At 57.1% G+C, this 15,854-nt stretch carries 14 protein-coding genes; 9 read left to right on the top strand and 5 right to left on the bottom strand.

Annotated elements, in window-relative coordinates:
• Positions 1-118: 118 nt before the first annotated feature.
• Complete coding sequence (locus BN3795_RS00800; RefSeq protein WP_068782851.1) at positions 119-1,042, top strand: AraC family transcriptional regulator; 924 nt, start codon at positions 119-121, stop codon at positions 1,040-1,042.
• Positions 1,043-1,165: 123 nt separating this feature from the next.
• Here the strand turns inward: BN3795_RS00800 and BN3795_RS00795 are convergent, their stop codons facing one another.
• Positions 1,166-1,324 carry an asparagine synthase gene (locus BN3795_RS00795; protein WP_068782850.1) on the bottom strand — a complete coding sequence of 53 codons (159 nt, stop codon included), beginning with the start codon at positions 1,322-1,324 and terminating at the stop codon, positions 1,166-1,168.
• Positions 1,325-1,856: 532 nt separating this feature from the next.
• On the opposite strand from BN3795_RS00795, the gene BN3795_RS00790 reads away from it, so the two are divergent.
• The 8 genes from BN3795_RS00790 (at position 1,857) to BN3795_RS00755 (ending at position 10,901) form a co-directional block, all read left to right on the top strand.
• Positions 1,857-2,246: a NusG domain II-containing protein gene (locus BN3795_RS00790; protein ID WP_068782849.1), complete on the top strand. Its 390-nt coding sequence runs from the start codon at positions 1,857-1,859 to the stop codon at positions 2,244-2,246.
• The gene (locus BN3795_RS00785) at positions 2,230-2,784 is read left to right on the top strand and encodes a Gx transporter family protein (RefSeq protein ID WP_068782848.1); all 555 of its coding nucleotides are present in this window, start codon (positions 2,230-2,232) and stop codon (positions 2,782-2,784) included. Before BN3795_RS00790 ends, BN3795_RS00785 begins: the two co-directional genes overlap by 17 nt.
• A gap of 44 nt (positions 2,785-2,828) precedes the next feature.
• On the top strand, positions 2,829-3,650 hold the full coding sequence (locus tag BN3795_RS00780) for an ATP-binding cassette domain-containing protein (protein WP_068782847.1): 822 nt from the start codon (positions 2,829-2,831) through the stop codon (positions 3,648-3,650).
• Entirely contained in the window at positions 3,650-4,822 is a 1,173-nt protein-coding gene (locus tag BN3795_RS00775; protein ID WP_232729812.1) for an energy-coupling factor transporter ATPase, read from the top strand. Before BN3795_RS00780 ends, BN3795_RS00775 begins: the two co-directional genes overlap by 1 nt.
• Complete coding sequence (locus tag BN3795_RS00770) at positions 4,812-5,612, top strand: energy-coupling factor transporter transmembrane component T family protein (RefSeq protein WP_068782846.1); 801 nt, start codon at positions 4,812-4,814, stop codon at positions 5,610-5,612. Before BN3795_RS00775 ends, BN3795_RS00770 begins: the two co-directional genes overlap by 11 nt.
• 525 nt (positions 5,613-6,137) lie before the next feature.
• On the top strand, positions 6,138-8,228 hold the full coding sequence (locus BN3795_RS00765; protein ID WP_068782845.1) for a peptidase U32 family protein: 2,091 nt from the start codon (positions 6,138-6,140) through the stop codon (positions 8,226-8,228).
• 23 nt (positions 8,229-8,251) lie between these two features.
• Positions 8,252-9,535, top strand: a complete 1,284-nt coding sequence (locus tag BN3795_RS00760) for an aspartate aminotransferase family protein (protein WP_068782844.1) — start codon at positions 8,252-8,254, stop codon at positions 9,533-9,535.
• 493 nt (positions 9,536-10,028) lie between these two features.
• Positions 10,029-10,901, top strand: a complete 873-nt coding sequence (locus BN3795_RS00755) for a UbiA-like polyprenyltransferase (protein WP_068782843.1) — start codon at positions 10,029-10,031, stop codon at positions 10,899-10,901.
• An 89-nt stretch (positions 10,902-10,990) separates the two neighbouring features.
• Here the strand turns inward: BN3795_RS00755 and BN3795_RS00750 are convergent, their stop codons facing one another.
• The 4 genes from BN3795_RS00750 to BN3795_RS00735 all read right to left on the bottom strand — a co-directional run bounded on the left by BN3795_RS00750 (position 10,991) and on the right by BN3795_RS00735 (position 15,842).
• Complete coding sequence (locus BN3795_RS00750; RefSeq protein WP_198524606.1) at positions 10,991-11,758, bottom strand: hypothetical protein; 768 nt, start codon at positions 11,756-11,758, stop codon at positions 10,991-10,993.
• 478 nt (positions 11,759-12,236) lie between these two features.
• Positions 12,237-13,217, bottom strand: coding sequence for a polyprenyl synthetase family protein (locus tag BN3795_RS00745; protein ID WP_068782841.1), 981 nt, complete (start codon positions 13,215-13,217; stop codon positions 12,237-12,239).
• An 84-nt stretch (positions 13,218-13,301) separates the two neighbouring features.
• Positions 13,302-13,757: a hypothetical protein gene (locus tag BN3795_RS00740; RefSeq protein ID WP_068782840.1), complete on the bottom strand. Its 456-nt coding sequence runs from the start codon at positions 13,755-13,757 to the stop codon at positions 13,302-13,304.
• 207 nt (positions 13,758-13,964) lie between these two features.
• Complete coding sequence (locus BN3795_RS00735; RefSeq protein WP_068782839.1) at positions 13,965-15,842, bottom strand: NAD(P)/FAD-dependent oxidoreductase; 1,878 nt, start codon at positions 15,840-15,842, stop codon at positions 13,965-13,967.
• Positions 15,843-15,854: the final 12 nt, after the last annotated feature.

The following is a 15,854-nucleotide window of genomic DNA, read 5'->3' as shown; positions in this document are numbered from 1 at the left end:
TCATAAGGGAGGACCGGTTCAGTCCGTTAGAACGGAACTGTTTAATTCTTGCCTAATTCTCTTCGGCCTGGTTATGATAAAGGGAATACTGTAGTGATGCGAGAGGGAGAGATGCCCAATGAACGAAACGGGGAAGTTGGAACCGTCCCTGCAGCAATTGGCCGGGCTCATCCGGCGTCATGCCCCGGCCGACGGCTTGTATTCGACAGCCGTTCCCGCCTTAACCTTGCGGCATGCAACGAAGGCTTCGGAACCGTTGGAATCGGTGCAACAGCCGTCGATTTGCATTGTGGCCCAAGGGGCAAAGACGACCACTTTGGCGGATGATATTTATCGGTATGATCCCTCGACCTACCTGGTCGTTTCCGTTGAACTGCCGATGATCGGCCGTATTGTCGAGGCATCGCCGGAGGTGCCCTACCTGGCGTTAAAGCTCAGCTTCGACACGGATGTCGTTCTGGACATCGTCAAAGAGATGGAAGAACCTCAGCGGCCGGAGAGGGCAGAAGCGAGCAGAGGGATCGCGGTCAATCCGTTATCGCCGGCGTTGCTCCAAGCCGTTGTGAGGCTCCTGGAGCTCTTGGATACGCCTGAGGATATTCCGGTTCTTTCGCCGCTTGTGATTCGTGAAATCCTGTATCGCGTGCTTCAAGGCGAACAAGGCGCATTAGTCCGTCAATTTGCGAGAATAGGAAGCCATGCCCAAAGGATCGCCAAAGCGATTCAACAAATCAATCGGGAATACGACAGCCCGCTGGCCGTTGATCAACTGGCGGAGTCTGTTCATATGAGCACCTCGGCATTTCATAAACACTTTAAACGCGTCACCTCCCTGAGCCCGTTGCAATATCAGAAAACCGTGCGCTTGCAGGAAGCGCGCCGGTTCATGCTGACGGAAGGGATGCTGGCCGCCGATGCGGCTTTTCGCGTCGGTTACGAGAGCCCTTCCCAATTCAGCAGGGAATACGCTCGGATGTACGGGCGGTCTCCCATGCTGGATATTCGAGAGCTTCGCGAGACGATCGCTGAAGCGCATCGCTGACCATCCTCTGCATATTTCCGCTCGAAGATAATGAATTTAACCCCATTTTTGTTGGAGGCAGATCAGAGGAATGTAAAAAAACCCGGAGCATGCGCCCCGGGTCGTCCGTCTCCCAAACGGAAGCTATCGGTGCTCGATCAAGTCAATGGTGCCCAGTACGATATGGGCTAACCCGAAACCCAGCACGCCGGTAGCGGCAAGCTTATACTTGCTTCCAAGCAGTGATGCGGCCGAAGCGGATACTACAGCTCCAAGAACGGTAGGAATCAAACCTTCGCGCATTTTACACACCCCTTTGGTTTTGTTTGGAAAGACAATATTAGTGTAAGCAAAACAGGCATCGGCTATTCGCGCCAATGCCCGCTTCGTATTGTTATCCAAGCCTTCATGTACACGTGAAGACTGGCCGGTGTTCCTGCTTCGACTACAACATACTGCCTGTTTCTAAAACAACAAAAGCCCTACCTCTCATTTGTCCTTGCGGCTCCGATGACCGCGCCAGTGTGAATCAGAAAATCGTCAAAATTCTTACTTTTATTGGGTCATTCAAATAGGAATTTCATACCGGAATGGTATAAGGAGAGTTATAATCTTTTGAGGAACTGCAACGTGGTTATAACAACTAATTTTTAATTATACTTTGAATAATTTAAAAATGCAATACTTATCCATAAAATCCCTTTCAAAGTGATGATTTTGTGAAAACCAGGGAAAGGACATGGGGGTGAGATATTTGTCACACTGAAGTTCGGGAGGCACCATGTATAATGAGTTCATCTAAGATTTATATAATCAAAAAATAAGGGAGTTTGCCATGAAACGCGGAGATATCCTGTTGATCGGCTTAATCGTTGCCGTCGCTTTAGTGTTCTTGGTTCCGAGATGGCTTGACGATTCAAGTGAAAACAATCACAACAATGGAGAACGGGTAGCGAGAATCACGGTTGACGGGAAGCTGTTCAAAACGGTTCAGTTGACCGGGGAGGAACAGACTGTGGACATCGAAACGGAGTACGGCAGCAATATTTTGAAGGTGCATGATTACGGTATTGAGATGATCGACGCCGATTGCCCGGACAAAGTGTGCCTGACCTTCGGATTCATCGACCGAAACGGCGGGACGATCGTCTGCCTTCCACATAAATTGATGGTCGAAGTGGTATCTACGGGAGGAGGAGAGGATGTCGATGCGCTCGTTAAATGAATCGTCTAATTTAATGTTGAAGAGAACGGTGATCGTGGCGATATTTGCCGCGGTAGCGGTGGTGCTTAGTCTGGTGGAATCCGCGATTCCGGTGAACATGAGCGTACCTGGGGCGAAGCTGGGGCTAGCCAATATTATGGTGCTGACCTGTCTCTATTTTTTGCGGGCCCGCGATGCCTTGATGATGGTGGTACTGAAAACGTTGCTGACCGCATTTATCTTCGGGACTTTTTCTAGCTTCCTCTTCAGTATTATGGGGGCATTGTTCAGCTTTGCAGCGATGTGGTTCTTGCTTCTGATTGGCCGGAAGCGGCTCAGCGTGATCGGGATCAGCATCGTTGGGGGGATTGCCCACAATATCGGGCAGTTGACGGCGGCTGCGCTGTATTTCAATACGACGAATATCTTCTATTATTTGCCGATGCTGTTGATTATGGGGGTTCTGACCGGGATCGCGGTTGGGATTGCTGTAAAGTATTTGATCCCCGCATTGTCAAAGCTGTCTTTATTTGAAGGTTTCTTGGCGGAAGCGGCTTAAGCCGGAGGGCCTCGTACTTCGCATTCCTTAAGGGGGAGAGAGAAATGGGTGAAACCGGATTGGCTTACGAACTTCAGAAGGTGTCCTTCGCGTATCACCCGGCGCATCCCGTGCTTCACGAGATCACGCTGAGCATCCCTTCGGGTAGCTGGGTATCGCTGGTTGGGCCAAACGGCTGCGGTAAATCCACGCTGGCGAAGCTGCTGGGCGGTCTGATGGCTGTAAACGGCGGTGCGATTTACGTGGAAGGAACTCCGCTTGACCGGAGCACCGTTCAGCGGCTGCGTCCGCGGATCGGGATGGTGTTCCAAAACCCGGACAATCAATTTATCGGCGCCACCGTGGAGGAGGATATCGCCTTTGGCCTGGAGGGGCGGAATCTGCCAAGGGAGGAAATGGTGCATCGCGTGCGGGAGTACGCGGATAAACTGCAAATCGGCCATCTGCTGTCCAAATCCCCCTCCGAGCTGTCGGGGGGGCAGAAACAGCGGGTGGCCGTCGCTTCGATATTGGCGATGGAACCGGGCATCGTGATCTTCGACGAGGCTTCTTCGATGCTGGATGAGAAAGCGCGCGGCGAGCTGCTCGCCATTCTGCGGGAAATGAAGCAAAGCGGTCGCTACACGATGGTGTCGATCACGCATGATGCCGATGAGATCCTGGCGTCTGACCGGGCCATCGTGCTGGGCGGCGGGACGGTAGCCGCCGACCTGACGCCGGGCGAGCTGTTTCGCGACGAGGCGCGGCTTGCCGCTTGCCGGTTAATCGCTCCGTACCGAATCCGGCTGCAGCAGGAGTTGGAGCGGCGGGGAGTGCCCGTTCCTGCGGGCTGGGGAATGGACGGCAAAGGGGAGGTGGATCTCTGATGGCCATTCAATTCGAGCGGGTCAGCTTTGCTTATGATGAGCGCAGCTTATGGCGCCAGCCCGCGCTGGAGGAGGTCGACCTATACCTGGCGGACGGGGTGTTCGCCGGGATCGCCGGAGCTTCCGGATCGGGTAAATCGACGTTAATGCAGCATTTTAACGGCATCTTGAAGCCGACGGGCGGCAAGGTGCGTGTTCTGGAGATGACGATGCAGGCGGGCGACAAGATGCCGCCGATGCGCGAGCTTCGGCGCCGCGTCGGACTCGTCTTCCAGTTCCCCGAGCAACAGTTGTTTGAGGATACGGTGGAGAAGGATCTTTGCTTCGGGCCGCTTAATTTCGGCTGCACCTTAGCCGAAGCGAAGGAGCGAGCCCGCCGCGCATTGGCGCAGGTCGGCCTGGACGATTCGGTTCTCGCCCGCAACCCGTTTCACCTCAGCGGCGGTCAGATGCGTAAAGTAGCGATCGCCTCGGTGCTGGCGATGGAGCCGGACGTCCTCGCCCTCGACGAACCGACGGCTACGCTGGACCCGCAAAGCCGGGCCGAATTGGCGGAAATGCTGTCGCGGCTGCATCGCGAAGCGGGAAAGACGGTAATTGTGGTTACGCACCGGATGGAGGAAATCCTTCCGTATGCTGAGCAGTGGATCGTGATGAAGGAGGGGCGCAAGTCGTTCCAGGGCAACGCAGCGGAACTGGTAAGGGAGGCCGCGCGGCTGGAGGCGGAAGGGCTGGCGATCCCGGCCTGCATCCGTTACTGGAACCGGGCGGCGTCGCAATACGGATTGACCGGCGAGCCGCCGTGCTTGACGGCGGAGGCGTTGGCTGAGCGGCTGGCGCGGGAGATGCAGAAGCGGACGGAGGCGTCGAAGCGAGAGCCGTTGGAGGAGCGGACGGAGGCGTCGAAGTGGGAGCCGTTGCAGGAACGGACGAAGGAGTCGATGCAGGAGCAGATGCAAGAACGGACGAAGGAGTCGATGGAGGAACCCACAGAGGCGTCGAGCCGGAAGTCGATGCAGGAGCGAACGAAAAAGTCGGTGCAGGAGCCGTTGGAGGAGCCAACGGAGGCATCGTTGCGGGAGTCGATGCAGGAGCGTCCCGAGCCAGTGCCGCAGGAAGAAGCGGTCTCGGCGGGCCCTCCCCGGGGAGGAGGCGGTGAACATGCGCAATAAACTGCTGTTCGGACGCAGCATTGACACCGGCTCCTGGGTGCACGCCGTTGACCCGCGGGCGAAGTTGACCGGAATGGTGTTGTATCTGGTCGCTATCGTAGCCGTAGGCTCCTGGCCTGCGTTGGCCCTGGCCGCCGCGTTCTCAGTCGCCTACATGCTGTCGACCAGAATCCCGTTGAGATATTACCTGAAGGCGGCTAAACCGCTCTGGGTCCTGATGGTATTTATCTTCGTCGTCCAATGCTTGACGGTCGAGTCGGGAGCGGTGCTCTGGCGCATCGGCTCCTGGGCGCTGTACAGCGGAGGAGTGAGTAGCGGGCTGATCGCCGCCTTCCGCATGGGGCTGCTGGTGTCCTTCACCGCGATCCTGACGTTTACGACAACGCCGGGGCTGCTGAACCAAGGCCTTAGCGGCGTGTTGAAGCCGCTGAGGCGGGTCGGCATCTCGTCCGAGCGGCTGACGCTGATGATGAGCATTGCGCTGCGCTTCATCCCGACGATCCTGGACGAGACGCACAAAATCCTCAAAGCGCAAGCCGCCCGCGGTGCGGACCTGAAGGAGCTGCCCTGGAGGGAGAAGGGACGCATGCTCGTCTCGCTGCTCGTTCCGGTTACGGTCAGCGCCTTCCGCCGGGCGGAGGAGCTCGTCTTGTCCATGGAGTCCCGGGGGTATACGATCGGCGCGCCCCGCTCGGAATACCACCTGCTGGCCTGGAGAAGCAGGGACACCTGGTTCGTGGTGTCCTATGTCCTGCTGGCGGCTGCGGCCGTGGGCTATCGCTTGCTTTGAATCGAGGCGCAGTGCCCCGGCGCGCACACTTGCGTAACTGCGCTAAGCTTTGCGATGTGCAAGGCCTCGCAACGTTGGGCTTTGCGCTGACGCGCAGCAACATGCGTTACAACGCTGCCTCCCGCCGTTGTAAGGGGACCATGCGTCATAACGCTGCCGTTGCGATCTGGCGGACCTTCTCTCCAGCGGAATGTTGCACTTTCTGCAACTTTTTGGGAGGGTAGGCGAGGGAAAGGGGAGGAATGTTGCATTTTCTGCAGCATTTTTACGTGAAATGTTCAGATAGGCGCTGAAATGTTGAAGTTTATGCAACATTCTTGGGTGGAACGCTCGGATGGTCCCCGGAATGCTGCAGTTTTTGCAACATTTGGCCTCCGTCCACCGGAAGAGTCGCGGGAAGGTTGCCTCAAATGCAGGTTTCGCAGTAGGTAGTAGAGTGATGCAGACAAATTTGGATGGGATGTAGGATAGGATAGATCGCTAGTTGATAGGTTGGCGATTGAATCATGTGAGGGGGAAACGACTGTGGCACGTTTTTTTAATGGGAGAGAAGTCGAGCTGCTTGCGCCCACGGGAACGTTCGAAATTTTCAAGCAAGTTATTGGAGAGAACTGCGATGCGGTGTATTTCGGGGGACCCAGCCTGAATATGCGCTTGATGCGCAAAGGGTTCAATTTTAGCTTGGAGGAAATGACGGAGGCGGTCCGGATTGCGCACGGTCTCGGCAAAAAAGTCTACGTCACCGTCAACAATCTGCTGAATGAAGGTGAGCTGGACGAGGCGAAGGCGTATTTACGATTTTTGGAATCGGCGGGTCCCGATGCGATCATCGTTCAGGATTTCGCCGTTCTGTCGCTGATCCGGGAAATGGGGCTTAACCTCAAGGTACATTCCTCAGTCATGATGAACGTGCATAACGTGGAAATGGTTCGTGCCTTGCAAGAGCTGGGGGTGACCCGGGTCGTTACGTCGCGCGAGATGGACCTGATGACAACCCGGTATCTGCAGCAAGCGACCGGCATGGAGCTGGAGTATTTTGTGCATGGAGATATGTGTTCGGTGCATGGAGCTAACTGTTACTTCAGCTCTATGGTTTTCGGCATGAGCAGCAACCGAGGGAAATGCCTGAAGCCGTGCCGCTGGGATTACCGTGTGAAAAAAGACGGCAATGTCTATCCGGCGGAATACCCGCTGGCTGTTAAAGACATGTTCATGTACGAGCATATCCCGGAGCTGATCCACGGCGGCATCACCTCCTTCAAGATCGAAGGGCGCATGCGCGACGCCGCATTCGTGGTCATGCTCGTGAAGGCTTACGGCGATGCGATTGATCGCTATATCGACGATCCGGTTGGCTTTGACCGAAGCCGTGACACGAAGCTGCTGTATGAAAACCGCAAACGCGATTTCTCAACCGGGTACGCGTTTGGCCGGCCGGGGTTGTCCAACATCAACCGGCGGTATGAGGGGACGGGCAAATTCTATAGCACGGGCAAAGTGTTCAGCACGCCGACAGAGGAGCGGGAGCTTGGCGAGAAGCGCGTGGAGGCGATCCGGGAGGCGCTCGCTGTCGTCGCCGGTCAAGAGAAGGGGAACCCGCAGGGAAGTGGCATGAACGCCGGTGTTTCCGTGCATGTGAACAATATGGCGCAAGCCAGAGCCGCATTGGCAGCAGGAGCCGACCATCTCTACCTGTCCGGCGACGTTTTCGAGCCGGATCGGCCGTTTACGAAGGCTGACCTCAAGGAACTGGCGGCAATGAAAGGCGAAGCCAAGCTGTATCTCGGTTTGCCTCGGATGATGACGGAGCAGCATTTTGATCTCTATGAAGGATTGCTGCACGGCGAGCGGCTGCCGATCGACGGCTTGTTGGTCACCAATCTGGGGGCGATCCGCAGGTTTGCCGGGGCAGGTTACCCCATGGTGGGCGACTTCAACCTGAACGTATATAATCCGTTGTCGGCGGATTTTTACCGCGGGCTGGGAGTGGGCCGATTAACGGCATCGATGGAGCTGCCGCTGAAGGATCTGGCCGGGATGCTGGCCCATGCGCCGGGACCGTTGGAGGCGATCGTGCATGGCTCACCGACGATTATGTACATGGAGCACGACCTGTACGAGAATGCGGAGGTGTACCAGGCGATTGCTGAGGAGGATAACCATTACGTCGATAACAGCATTCTGGTGCTGAAAACGGATAAAGGCGAGAACCCCGTCTATCGGGATGTGCATGGCCGCAATCATCTGATGATGGCTAAGGAATTGTGCCTGATGCCGGTCGTGAAAGAGCTGCTGGCGGCGGGCTTGTCCGTGTTCCGCATCGAAGGCGCAACCTACAAGCCGGAGCAGTTGGCCGAGATCATACGCGCCTACAAGGCGGCACTGGCTCATCCGGACACCGCCGGGGAGCAGTTTGCCCGCATGACGCCGGTGTATGCCGGATATACGCTGGGCGCACTGCAGTTTGACGGCGGCAGCGCCAGCGGGGCAGCCGGTGCCGGGGCGGAAACCTCGGTTGTTGATGAGGGAGGCCTGGCAACTGAAGATGCAGCTAGTGAATCTGCTGGGGAGACGTCTGCCCGCACGCAGGCGGAAGTCGCGGCAAGCCAAGCCTAACGGCGGAAAAGGAGCGAAGGGATATGCAAAGCTATATCGGACCGGAAGAAGTGTTGAAGAAGCGTGGACAGTATTTTTACCCTTGCACCAGTCACTTTTATCGGAATCCGCCGCAGTTGGTGAAGGGGGAAATGCAATATTTGTATGGGCATGACGGGAAGCGGTATACCGACTTTTTTGCCGGCGTGTCGGTGGTGGCGAGCGGCCATTGCAACCCGGAAATCGCCGAGCGAACAGCCGAGCAGCTGCGGACGTTGCAGCATACGTGCACGATTTATTTAACGCAGCCTAACGTAGATTTGGCGGAGCGGTTGGCTGGCGTGCTGCCGGGCGACCTGCGCCGGACCTTCTTCGTGAACAGCGGCTCGGAGGCGAATGAAGGCGCCCTGCTGCTGGCCCGCATGCATACGGGGCGGCGGGGATTCCTGGCGCTGGAGCAAGGGCTGCACGGCCGGACCTATCTGACGATGAGCGTGACCGGGCTCCAGATGTGGCGGACCGATCCACAGCTGGCCCACGACGCCGACGTCACGTTTATTCCCCGGCCGTACGAGCGGGGGCTAAGCGCCGATGAGGCGGCTCGCCGCTCCCTCGCGGCGTTGGAGGCGGCGCTGGCGGAGAAAGGCGATACCATCGCCGCGATGATCGCCGAGCCGATCCAGGGCAACGCCGGCATCGTCGCGCCGGCGGACTGGTATTTTGCTGAAGTGAAGCGGCTGCTTACGCAGCACGGCGTGCTGCTGATCGCCGATGAGATTCAGACCGGGTTCGGCCGGACGGGCCGGATGTTCGCCATGGACCGGTACGGCGTCACGCCGGACATCCTGACGATGGCCAAAGCGCTGGGCAGCGGCATCCCGGTGGCGGGCTTCGCCACCACCGATGAGATCGCGGCCAGCCTGAACCGGCCATCCGCCTCCACGTTCGGCGGCAACCCCGTCTCGTCCGTGACCGCGCTCGCGGTCCTGGACTACATCGAGGCGCATCGCCTGCCCGAGCGGGCCGAGCGCCTCGGCGAGCTGCTGCGCGGCGGCTTGACGCGCCTCGCCGCGCGGTTCCCACAGCACGTCTCCGAGGTGCGCGGCGCGGGGCTGATGCTCGGCGCGGAGCTTTGCGCCGAGGAGCCTGAGCGCGGCGCGCGACTCACCGACGACGTGCTGGAGGCGATGCTGGACCGCGGCTATATCATCGGCAAGAACGGCGTAAACCGCAACGTTCTGGCCTTCCAGCCGCCGCTGGTCATCGCCGAGGACGACGTGCGCGGCATGCTGGACGCGCTCGAGGCCGTGCTGGCGGCGCTGGCGTAGCGTCAGCCGCCGAGCAGCCGTAACCGCTGGCGCGGCGGGTCGCCGCCACCGCAACGGGGCCCGGCTGAGCCGCTCGCTGAACCGGCCATCCAGCCGGCCCCGTAACCGCCAACGGCCGCCGGGGTGCCTGCCCCGCGTGCCGCGAGCGCTTGGCCGTCGGTTACGAGGCGGTGCAACGGCTGCTTGGCCGGCCCCCCAAGTCCAATAGCGGTAAATCATTCCCTTATTTCGCTTGCTCCCGCCCTCGGCTCCCTAAATAGCGGTACAAAGTACCTCTATTTGCGGTCAAAGCCCGATGAAAACGCGGAGGAAGGCGAAATAGGAGTATAAAATACCGCTATTTCAGCCAAACCGGCGGTTTCCCGGCAAATAGCAGTATTTTTTACCGCTATTTTGGATCTGGCGGCGTGTGGGCGCCTATTAGGCCGGGGTGCCATGGCGCCGCAGCGCTGCGGCGCCATGCAGAATGCTTTGGAAGGAGAGTGACCATCCCATGGAAGTAGCCCGTAAAATCGGCACCAAAATCCGGTTGTACAGCGAATTGGTGATGTTTTCGCATACTTTGTTTTCGCTGCCCTTCGCGATCATCTCCATGATTTGGGCGGCGGAGGGATTCCCGTCGTGGCGCGTGATGCTGTGGGGGCTGATCGCCCTGATCGGCGCCCGCAACGGGGCGAACGCCTTTAACCGCGTGGTCGACCGCGTCTTTGATGCGCAGAACCCGCGCACCGCGCATCGCCACTTGCCGCGGAAGCTGTTGGAGTCGAAGGAGGTGCTGGTGTTCGTTGCGGTCAACTACGCGATCTTTATTTTTGCTGCGGGGATGTTGAATCCGTTGTGCCTGATCCTGTCGCCGGTCGCCATCTTCCTGATCTCGTCCTATTCATACACCAAGCGGTTTACGTATCTCAGCCACTTGTACCTGGGCTTTACGATCGCTTCCGCTCCAATCGGCGCCTGGTTCGCGGTCACCGGACAGTTTGCATTTACGCCTTTTATTCTCGGCACGATCGTCATGTTGTGGATTGCCGGGTTCGACATTATCTACGGTTCGCAGGATATCGAGTTTGACCGCAGCCACGGCCTCTGGTCGATCCCCAGTGCGTTTGGTCTAAAGAACGGCCTGCGCATCGCAGCCGGCCTGCATTTCATCATGGTCGTGCTTCTGATCGCGTTAATCCCGATCCGCCACCTGGGGGGATTGTATATCGCGGGAATCCTCCTGGCCATCCTGCTGTTGATGACGGAGCACAAAATCATCAAGCCGTCGAACCGGAAACGCATGAACGTGGCCTCCTACAATTTGAATCAGGTGATCAGCATGGTGATCCTGTTTTTTACCCTTGGAGATTATTTCCTACGGTGAACAGATCTCTTCCAGCCGATCTATGCATATGTCAAAAACCCCGCCCTAACCCAAGGAGCGGGGTTTTGCTTCAAGGCCGATCCGATCAACTAGAAGCGGATGTCAATATGTTGGGAATAGTCCACTTCAAACGAGTCAAACACCTTTGAAACCGGCAGGAGGGAACGATCCAGTTCCTCAATTTCCTCCTGCCATTGTTGCGAGTGACGATCCCCTGCGTTGCCGCGTGGGGAGGAGACGATCCCGGCTTTTTGTTCAAGCTGCGTCTTATAGTCGGACAGTTCCGTAACGGTGCGCCCGTACAACTCGCCGATCTCGGCAGCGCTTTGCTCCGACAGATGACTCCATCCCAACGCTTGGGCGGACAGAGATTCGTATCCCGGCGGCAGCAGGGGAGCCTGCTGATTCAGACGACTTACGCTGAGATAGAATTTGCCATAAAAATCAGTCATCAGGTTCACCTGATCCTGGATGCGTAATTTGACCACACTCACACGTTGTTCGAGCATTTCCAGTTCTTCCGCGCTCGCTTGCGGGTTGTTTCGGGCTTCCTGCAAAGCTTGCTCACGCTTATCCAGCACCGCGATATACTTCTCGACCGGCTCCAGTCCGTTTAATAAGTGATCGTAGGTGGAGATCGCCCGGTGTAAATCAGAGGCACCTACACTTACCGTTCCTCCTGTCGGGCTGTTTTGCTTCGGCTCGGCCTTTGTCGCCTCGGCCAATGCCCGTTTCCTGGTGAGCAGTTCCTGCTCGGTACCGCGGTCGTTCTGCTGCATCCGTTCATTCAGCAGGGAAACCACTTGATGCAGCGTATTGGAATTTCTTAGGTTCTGACTCATAGGTGTTATTCGCATAGAAACGTAACCCCCTGTCCGATATATTCCTAATCGATTTATCGGAAAATCATGGAAATTTGTTTAGTTTTTCTTGACTTCTTCCGATCGCAAAAATCAATAATCCCTTCGCACGACCAGGTCGGCAAGGGATCTGGAGATTCGGGGAAATGGCGCGAATGTCCGCAACGCTAAGCAACGCAAAGCTCCTTTACCCGTTATACGCCGGAGCAGGCGAACGGACAGTATAGGGGCGGACAACCTGCAAGATACTTTCGGACGAGCGCTGGCGCGGGTGACCGTAACCCTGTCGGCTTGGCCTGCCGCCAATGGGCGTGTTTACGATCATCCTGGCTTTGGCCTATGTCAGCGTCGGGTTCTACCTCCAGTTTCCAGCTCTACCGGATGTCTTCCGGAGCCTGAGCCTGGTTATAGACGCAAAAAAAAGCGTGAATCTCCAGGGCGTCAGGCCCCTGAGGTTCGCGCTTTTCGTTCTTCTTTACTTCTCCCGCCCGCCAAAATACTCCAGCAGCGCCTGCAGATCGCGATGCGCCGGGTAATGGCTCAGCCGGTTGATGATATCTTGCGCTTCGCCAAGATACCGGCGGCTGAGCGCTTCGGTTTGCTCCAGCGCGCCGCTCGCTTGGATCGCCGCTACGACGGCGTCGACCTTCGCAGCGGGGCTGTCCGCCGCAATCGCCCGGATCGACGGTGCCAGCGCCTCGTCCTGCAGGGCGAACAGGACAGGGAGCGTCACTTGGCCGCCGCGCAGGTCGCTGCCGGCCGGCTTGCCCAGCTTCTCCGCCGATTGGGTAAAATCGAGCACGTCGTCGCGGATTTGGAACGACATGCCGAGCTTCTCGCCGAAGGCGTACAGCAGTTCGGCCGTTTCCGCGTCCGCGCCGGCGGCCTTCGCGCCGATTTGCAGGCAGGTCGCCATCAACTGCGCCGTTTTGTTCTTCGACTTCTCCAAGTATTCGGCGATCGTGACGTCGTAGTCGAACAGGTGAGCCAACTGCTGGTACTCCCCTAGACAGAGCTTCGTTGTAGCCAGAGAGGAGAGATCGTATACGAATTTCTCCCGTTCCGCGGAGTACACGGAGATCAACTCGATGACCCGGGCGGACATATAATTGCCAATATGCAGCGCGCCGCTGACGCCCAGCTTGATATGCATTGCGGTCTGGCCGCGCCTCATGGGGGAATCGTCGATGATGTCGTCATGGATCAGGGAGGCCGCGTGGATGAATTCCGCGGCTGCGGCAAGCCGCCATACCTTCTTCGCATCAGGAGCGGGGCCAAAGCGGCTGCCCACGATGACCATCAGGGGACGAACCCGCTTGCCGCCCGAACGAACCAATTCCACAATGCTCTTGGCAAGCTGGGAGGAGCGGGGGACGTCACGGTCGTATTTCACCATGTTCTCAATTTCCCGATCGACCGTCTTTAACGAGATGTTCAGCGATTCTTCAAGCTTCATGGCGATCCCTCCCTGGATGTGAGTTGGCGGCTTTACGTATTCGACGCTTGCGGTATGTCGGCGGTAGACAGCCGCGCGCGCCCCTTACATCGCCTTGGTGGCGGTGCTGCGGGTATTCTCGAGCTGCAGGAACCATTCCCAGGCTTTGAGCAAGCGATCGTCCTCGGAGCGCCCCTCGGCGCGTTGGATCTGCAGTTGCTTAATCATCGGGGCAAGGTGTGCAAGCAGGTCATATTCTTCCCATTTCAAGCAAAGTTCGACATAAAGGCTGTATAGATAGTCGCCGTCCAACACCTTGCGGGTCAACGTCTCGCCGGGGGCGAGGGCGCTGCATTCGCCGTGGCGCTGAAGAGCGAGCTTGATTGCGATGTAAATGGATAACTGTTGGCACTGGCGTAGGGGCGTCATGTCGTATGGCTCCAGTATAGATGCCAGCTTCGTTGCTTCTTCATAGGGCAAGTCGATCTTGATGCCGGACTCGGGCGACAGTTCGCTCTGCAATAAGCGGTAAGCGTCATGGATGAGCTTAGGATGATGCATAAGGACAACACTCCTTAACGAGGTAGTTCAAAAAAAGTCATCTCTCGATCACGAAGCAAGAACGCAAAACCTGACTTTTTGAACTTGCACCTAAAAGCAGGCAGGCTTGCAGGGACCCTGACACCGATTTCGGCATAAGGAGAAAAAGGAGAGTAATGTGCGCCGGGCGCACATTACTCCGGTTCAAGGTTCATAAAGAGCAGTTGTTTATTCCGTGTAGAGATACCATCTTCGCACCAGCGGGATTCGTTTCCATTGTTTCTTGAGCCAAGGAAGTACGTAGTAATCCAGGCCAAACGTGCTGCCGGATCCGCCGATCAGCGCGACGCCTGCAGTCATGTACCACAGCATTTCCGACGAAGCCATGCTGGAGGACCAGATCATAACGCCCAGCGCCACGGTGGCTGCCGAAGCAACCGCGGTGAAGAGGCCAACAATGATCATGACGCCAAGCGCGATTTCCGCGAAGACCATGAAGAATTGGAACACGGTAGCCAGAGCGGTGTATCCGCCGTCGGAAGTGTAGAAGAACACATCCATGAACCAGCCAACGATCGATTTGATAAATCCGGGCACCGGCAAGGCGGTAACCGCCGTCGAGGCGCTTTCTACAGCCGAGGCTGCCGCTTGGGCATCCACGGTTTTCGCCACTTCGCCAGCGGCTTCACTGGCTGCCGAGACAACGTCGGCATTCGGAGAAGCCGGGATCAAGAAGATGTTCGAAGGATTCTTCCAAACTTTCGGCAGCTTGTCGAGGCCTTCTTCCAGCCATTTGTAGCCGACGAAGATCCGAAGCGGCAGGAGCCAGAAGTTCGGCGAGCGCTTCGCGAAATGACCGCCAACGAAGCTTCTGCGATTGTTCACATGGAAGAACTCGTGCATCATATAAGTCCAGACTTTGGCGAAACCAGCCACGGTGAACAGGTAGTACATATTGATCAAGTGCTTGCTGAACATGGCCAGGAAGCCGCTCAGCATAAACATTTTGTTCGGCAGACCGACATTCGCTACCCCGTAGCGGCTGCCGATACATACCATGGTTCCGTGGAAGCCCGGTTTATAAGACTTCTTCGGTTTGCCGTGAATGTCCGCATGAATGTTGTGCGCGATCAGCGGACCGGCTTGCTCGGCATTTTCAACCATCTGCGGTACCGGACGGGTCTCGCCTTCCGGAATGAAGAAGATGTTGTCGCCGACGACATAGACGTCATCGTGATCGATGCTTTGCAGCTTATCGTTGGTGACGATCCGTTTGCGGCCTTCCTGCTTCACATCAAGCTTGCCGACGAGCTCGGAGCCTTCAACGCCCGCCGTCCAGACGATCGTGTCGGCTTCCAGCTCTTGGCCTTCGCCGAGCTGGACGCTGGTTGGCGTTACGCCGGTGATCTTGGCGCTCGTAATGATCTCTACGTTCATCTTGTGCAGGCGTTTTGCTGCCTTCCCGATCAGTTTATCCGGCAGGATCGGCAGGATCTTCGGAGCCATATCGGCAACAACCAGCCGAACCTCGCTCGGATCGATAAAGAACTCTTTGCACAGCTCGTCGCGGAATTCGGCCAATTCGCCAACCAATTCCACGCCGGTAAAGCCGGCGCCTACAACGACGAAGGACAGCATTTTGCGGCGTTTGGCCGGATTTCGAACCTTGGCCGCTTCGCTGAATTTGCCGCGAACCTGCTCCTTCAAACGCACCGCATCTTCATAGGACCAGAGCGTCAGCGCATGCTCCTCCGCGCCCGGGATCCCGAAGAACGTCGGTTTACAGCCGGTACCGATTACGAGGTAATCGTATTTATAGGTTGATTGCTCGGAACGAAGCTCTTTGGCGGTAAAATCAATATGATCGATGGAATCTAATACCACGTCGACTTTTTGTCCGGCAAAAATCTTCTTCAGTTCGATCTTGACCGAATCTTCCGGCGCCCGGTTAGCCGCGACCTCATGCAGCTCGGTCAGCAGGGTGTGGTAGGGGTTCCGGTCAATCAGTTGGATCTCCACGTCCTTGTCTTTCTTAAACAGTTTGGCCAGATGCTTGGAAGTCACAACACCGCCATAACCGCCGCCCAAAACTACGATTTTCTTCAAGAGATTCACCTT

Source organism: Paenibacillus phocaeensis (assembly GCF_900021165.1).
GTDB classification, from domain to species: Bacteria; Bacillota; Bacilli; order Paenibacillales; family Paenibacillaceae; genus Fontibacillus; species Fontibacillus phocaensis.
The sequence above is the reverse complement of the archived record's forward strand: the minus strand, read 5'-3'. Positions and strand labels throughout refer to the sequence as shown.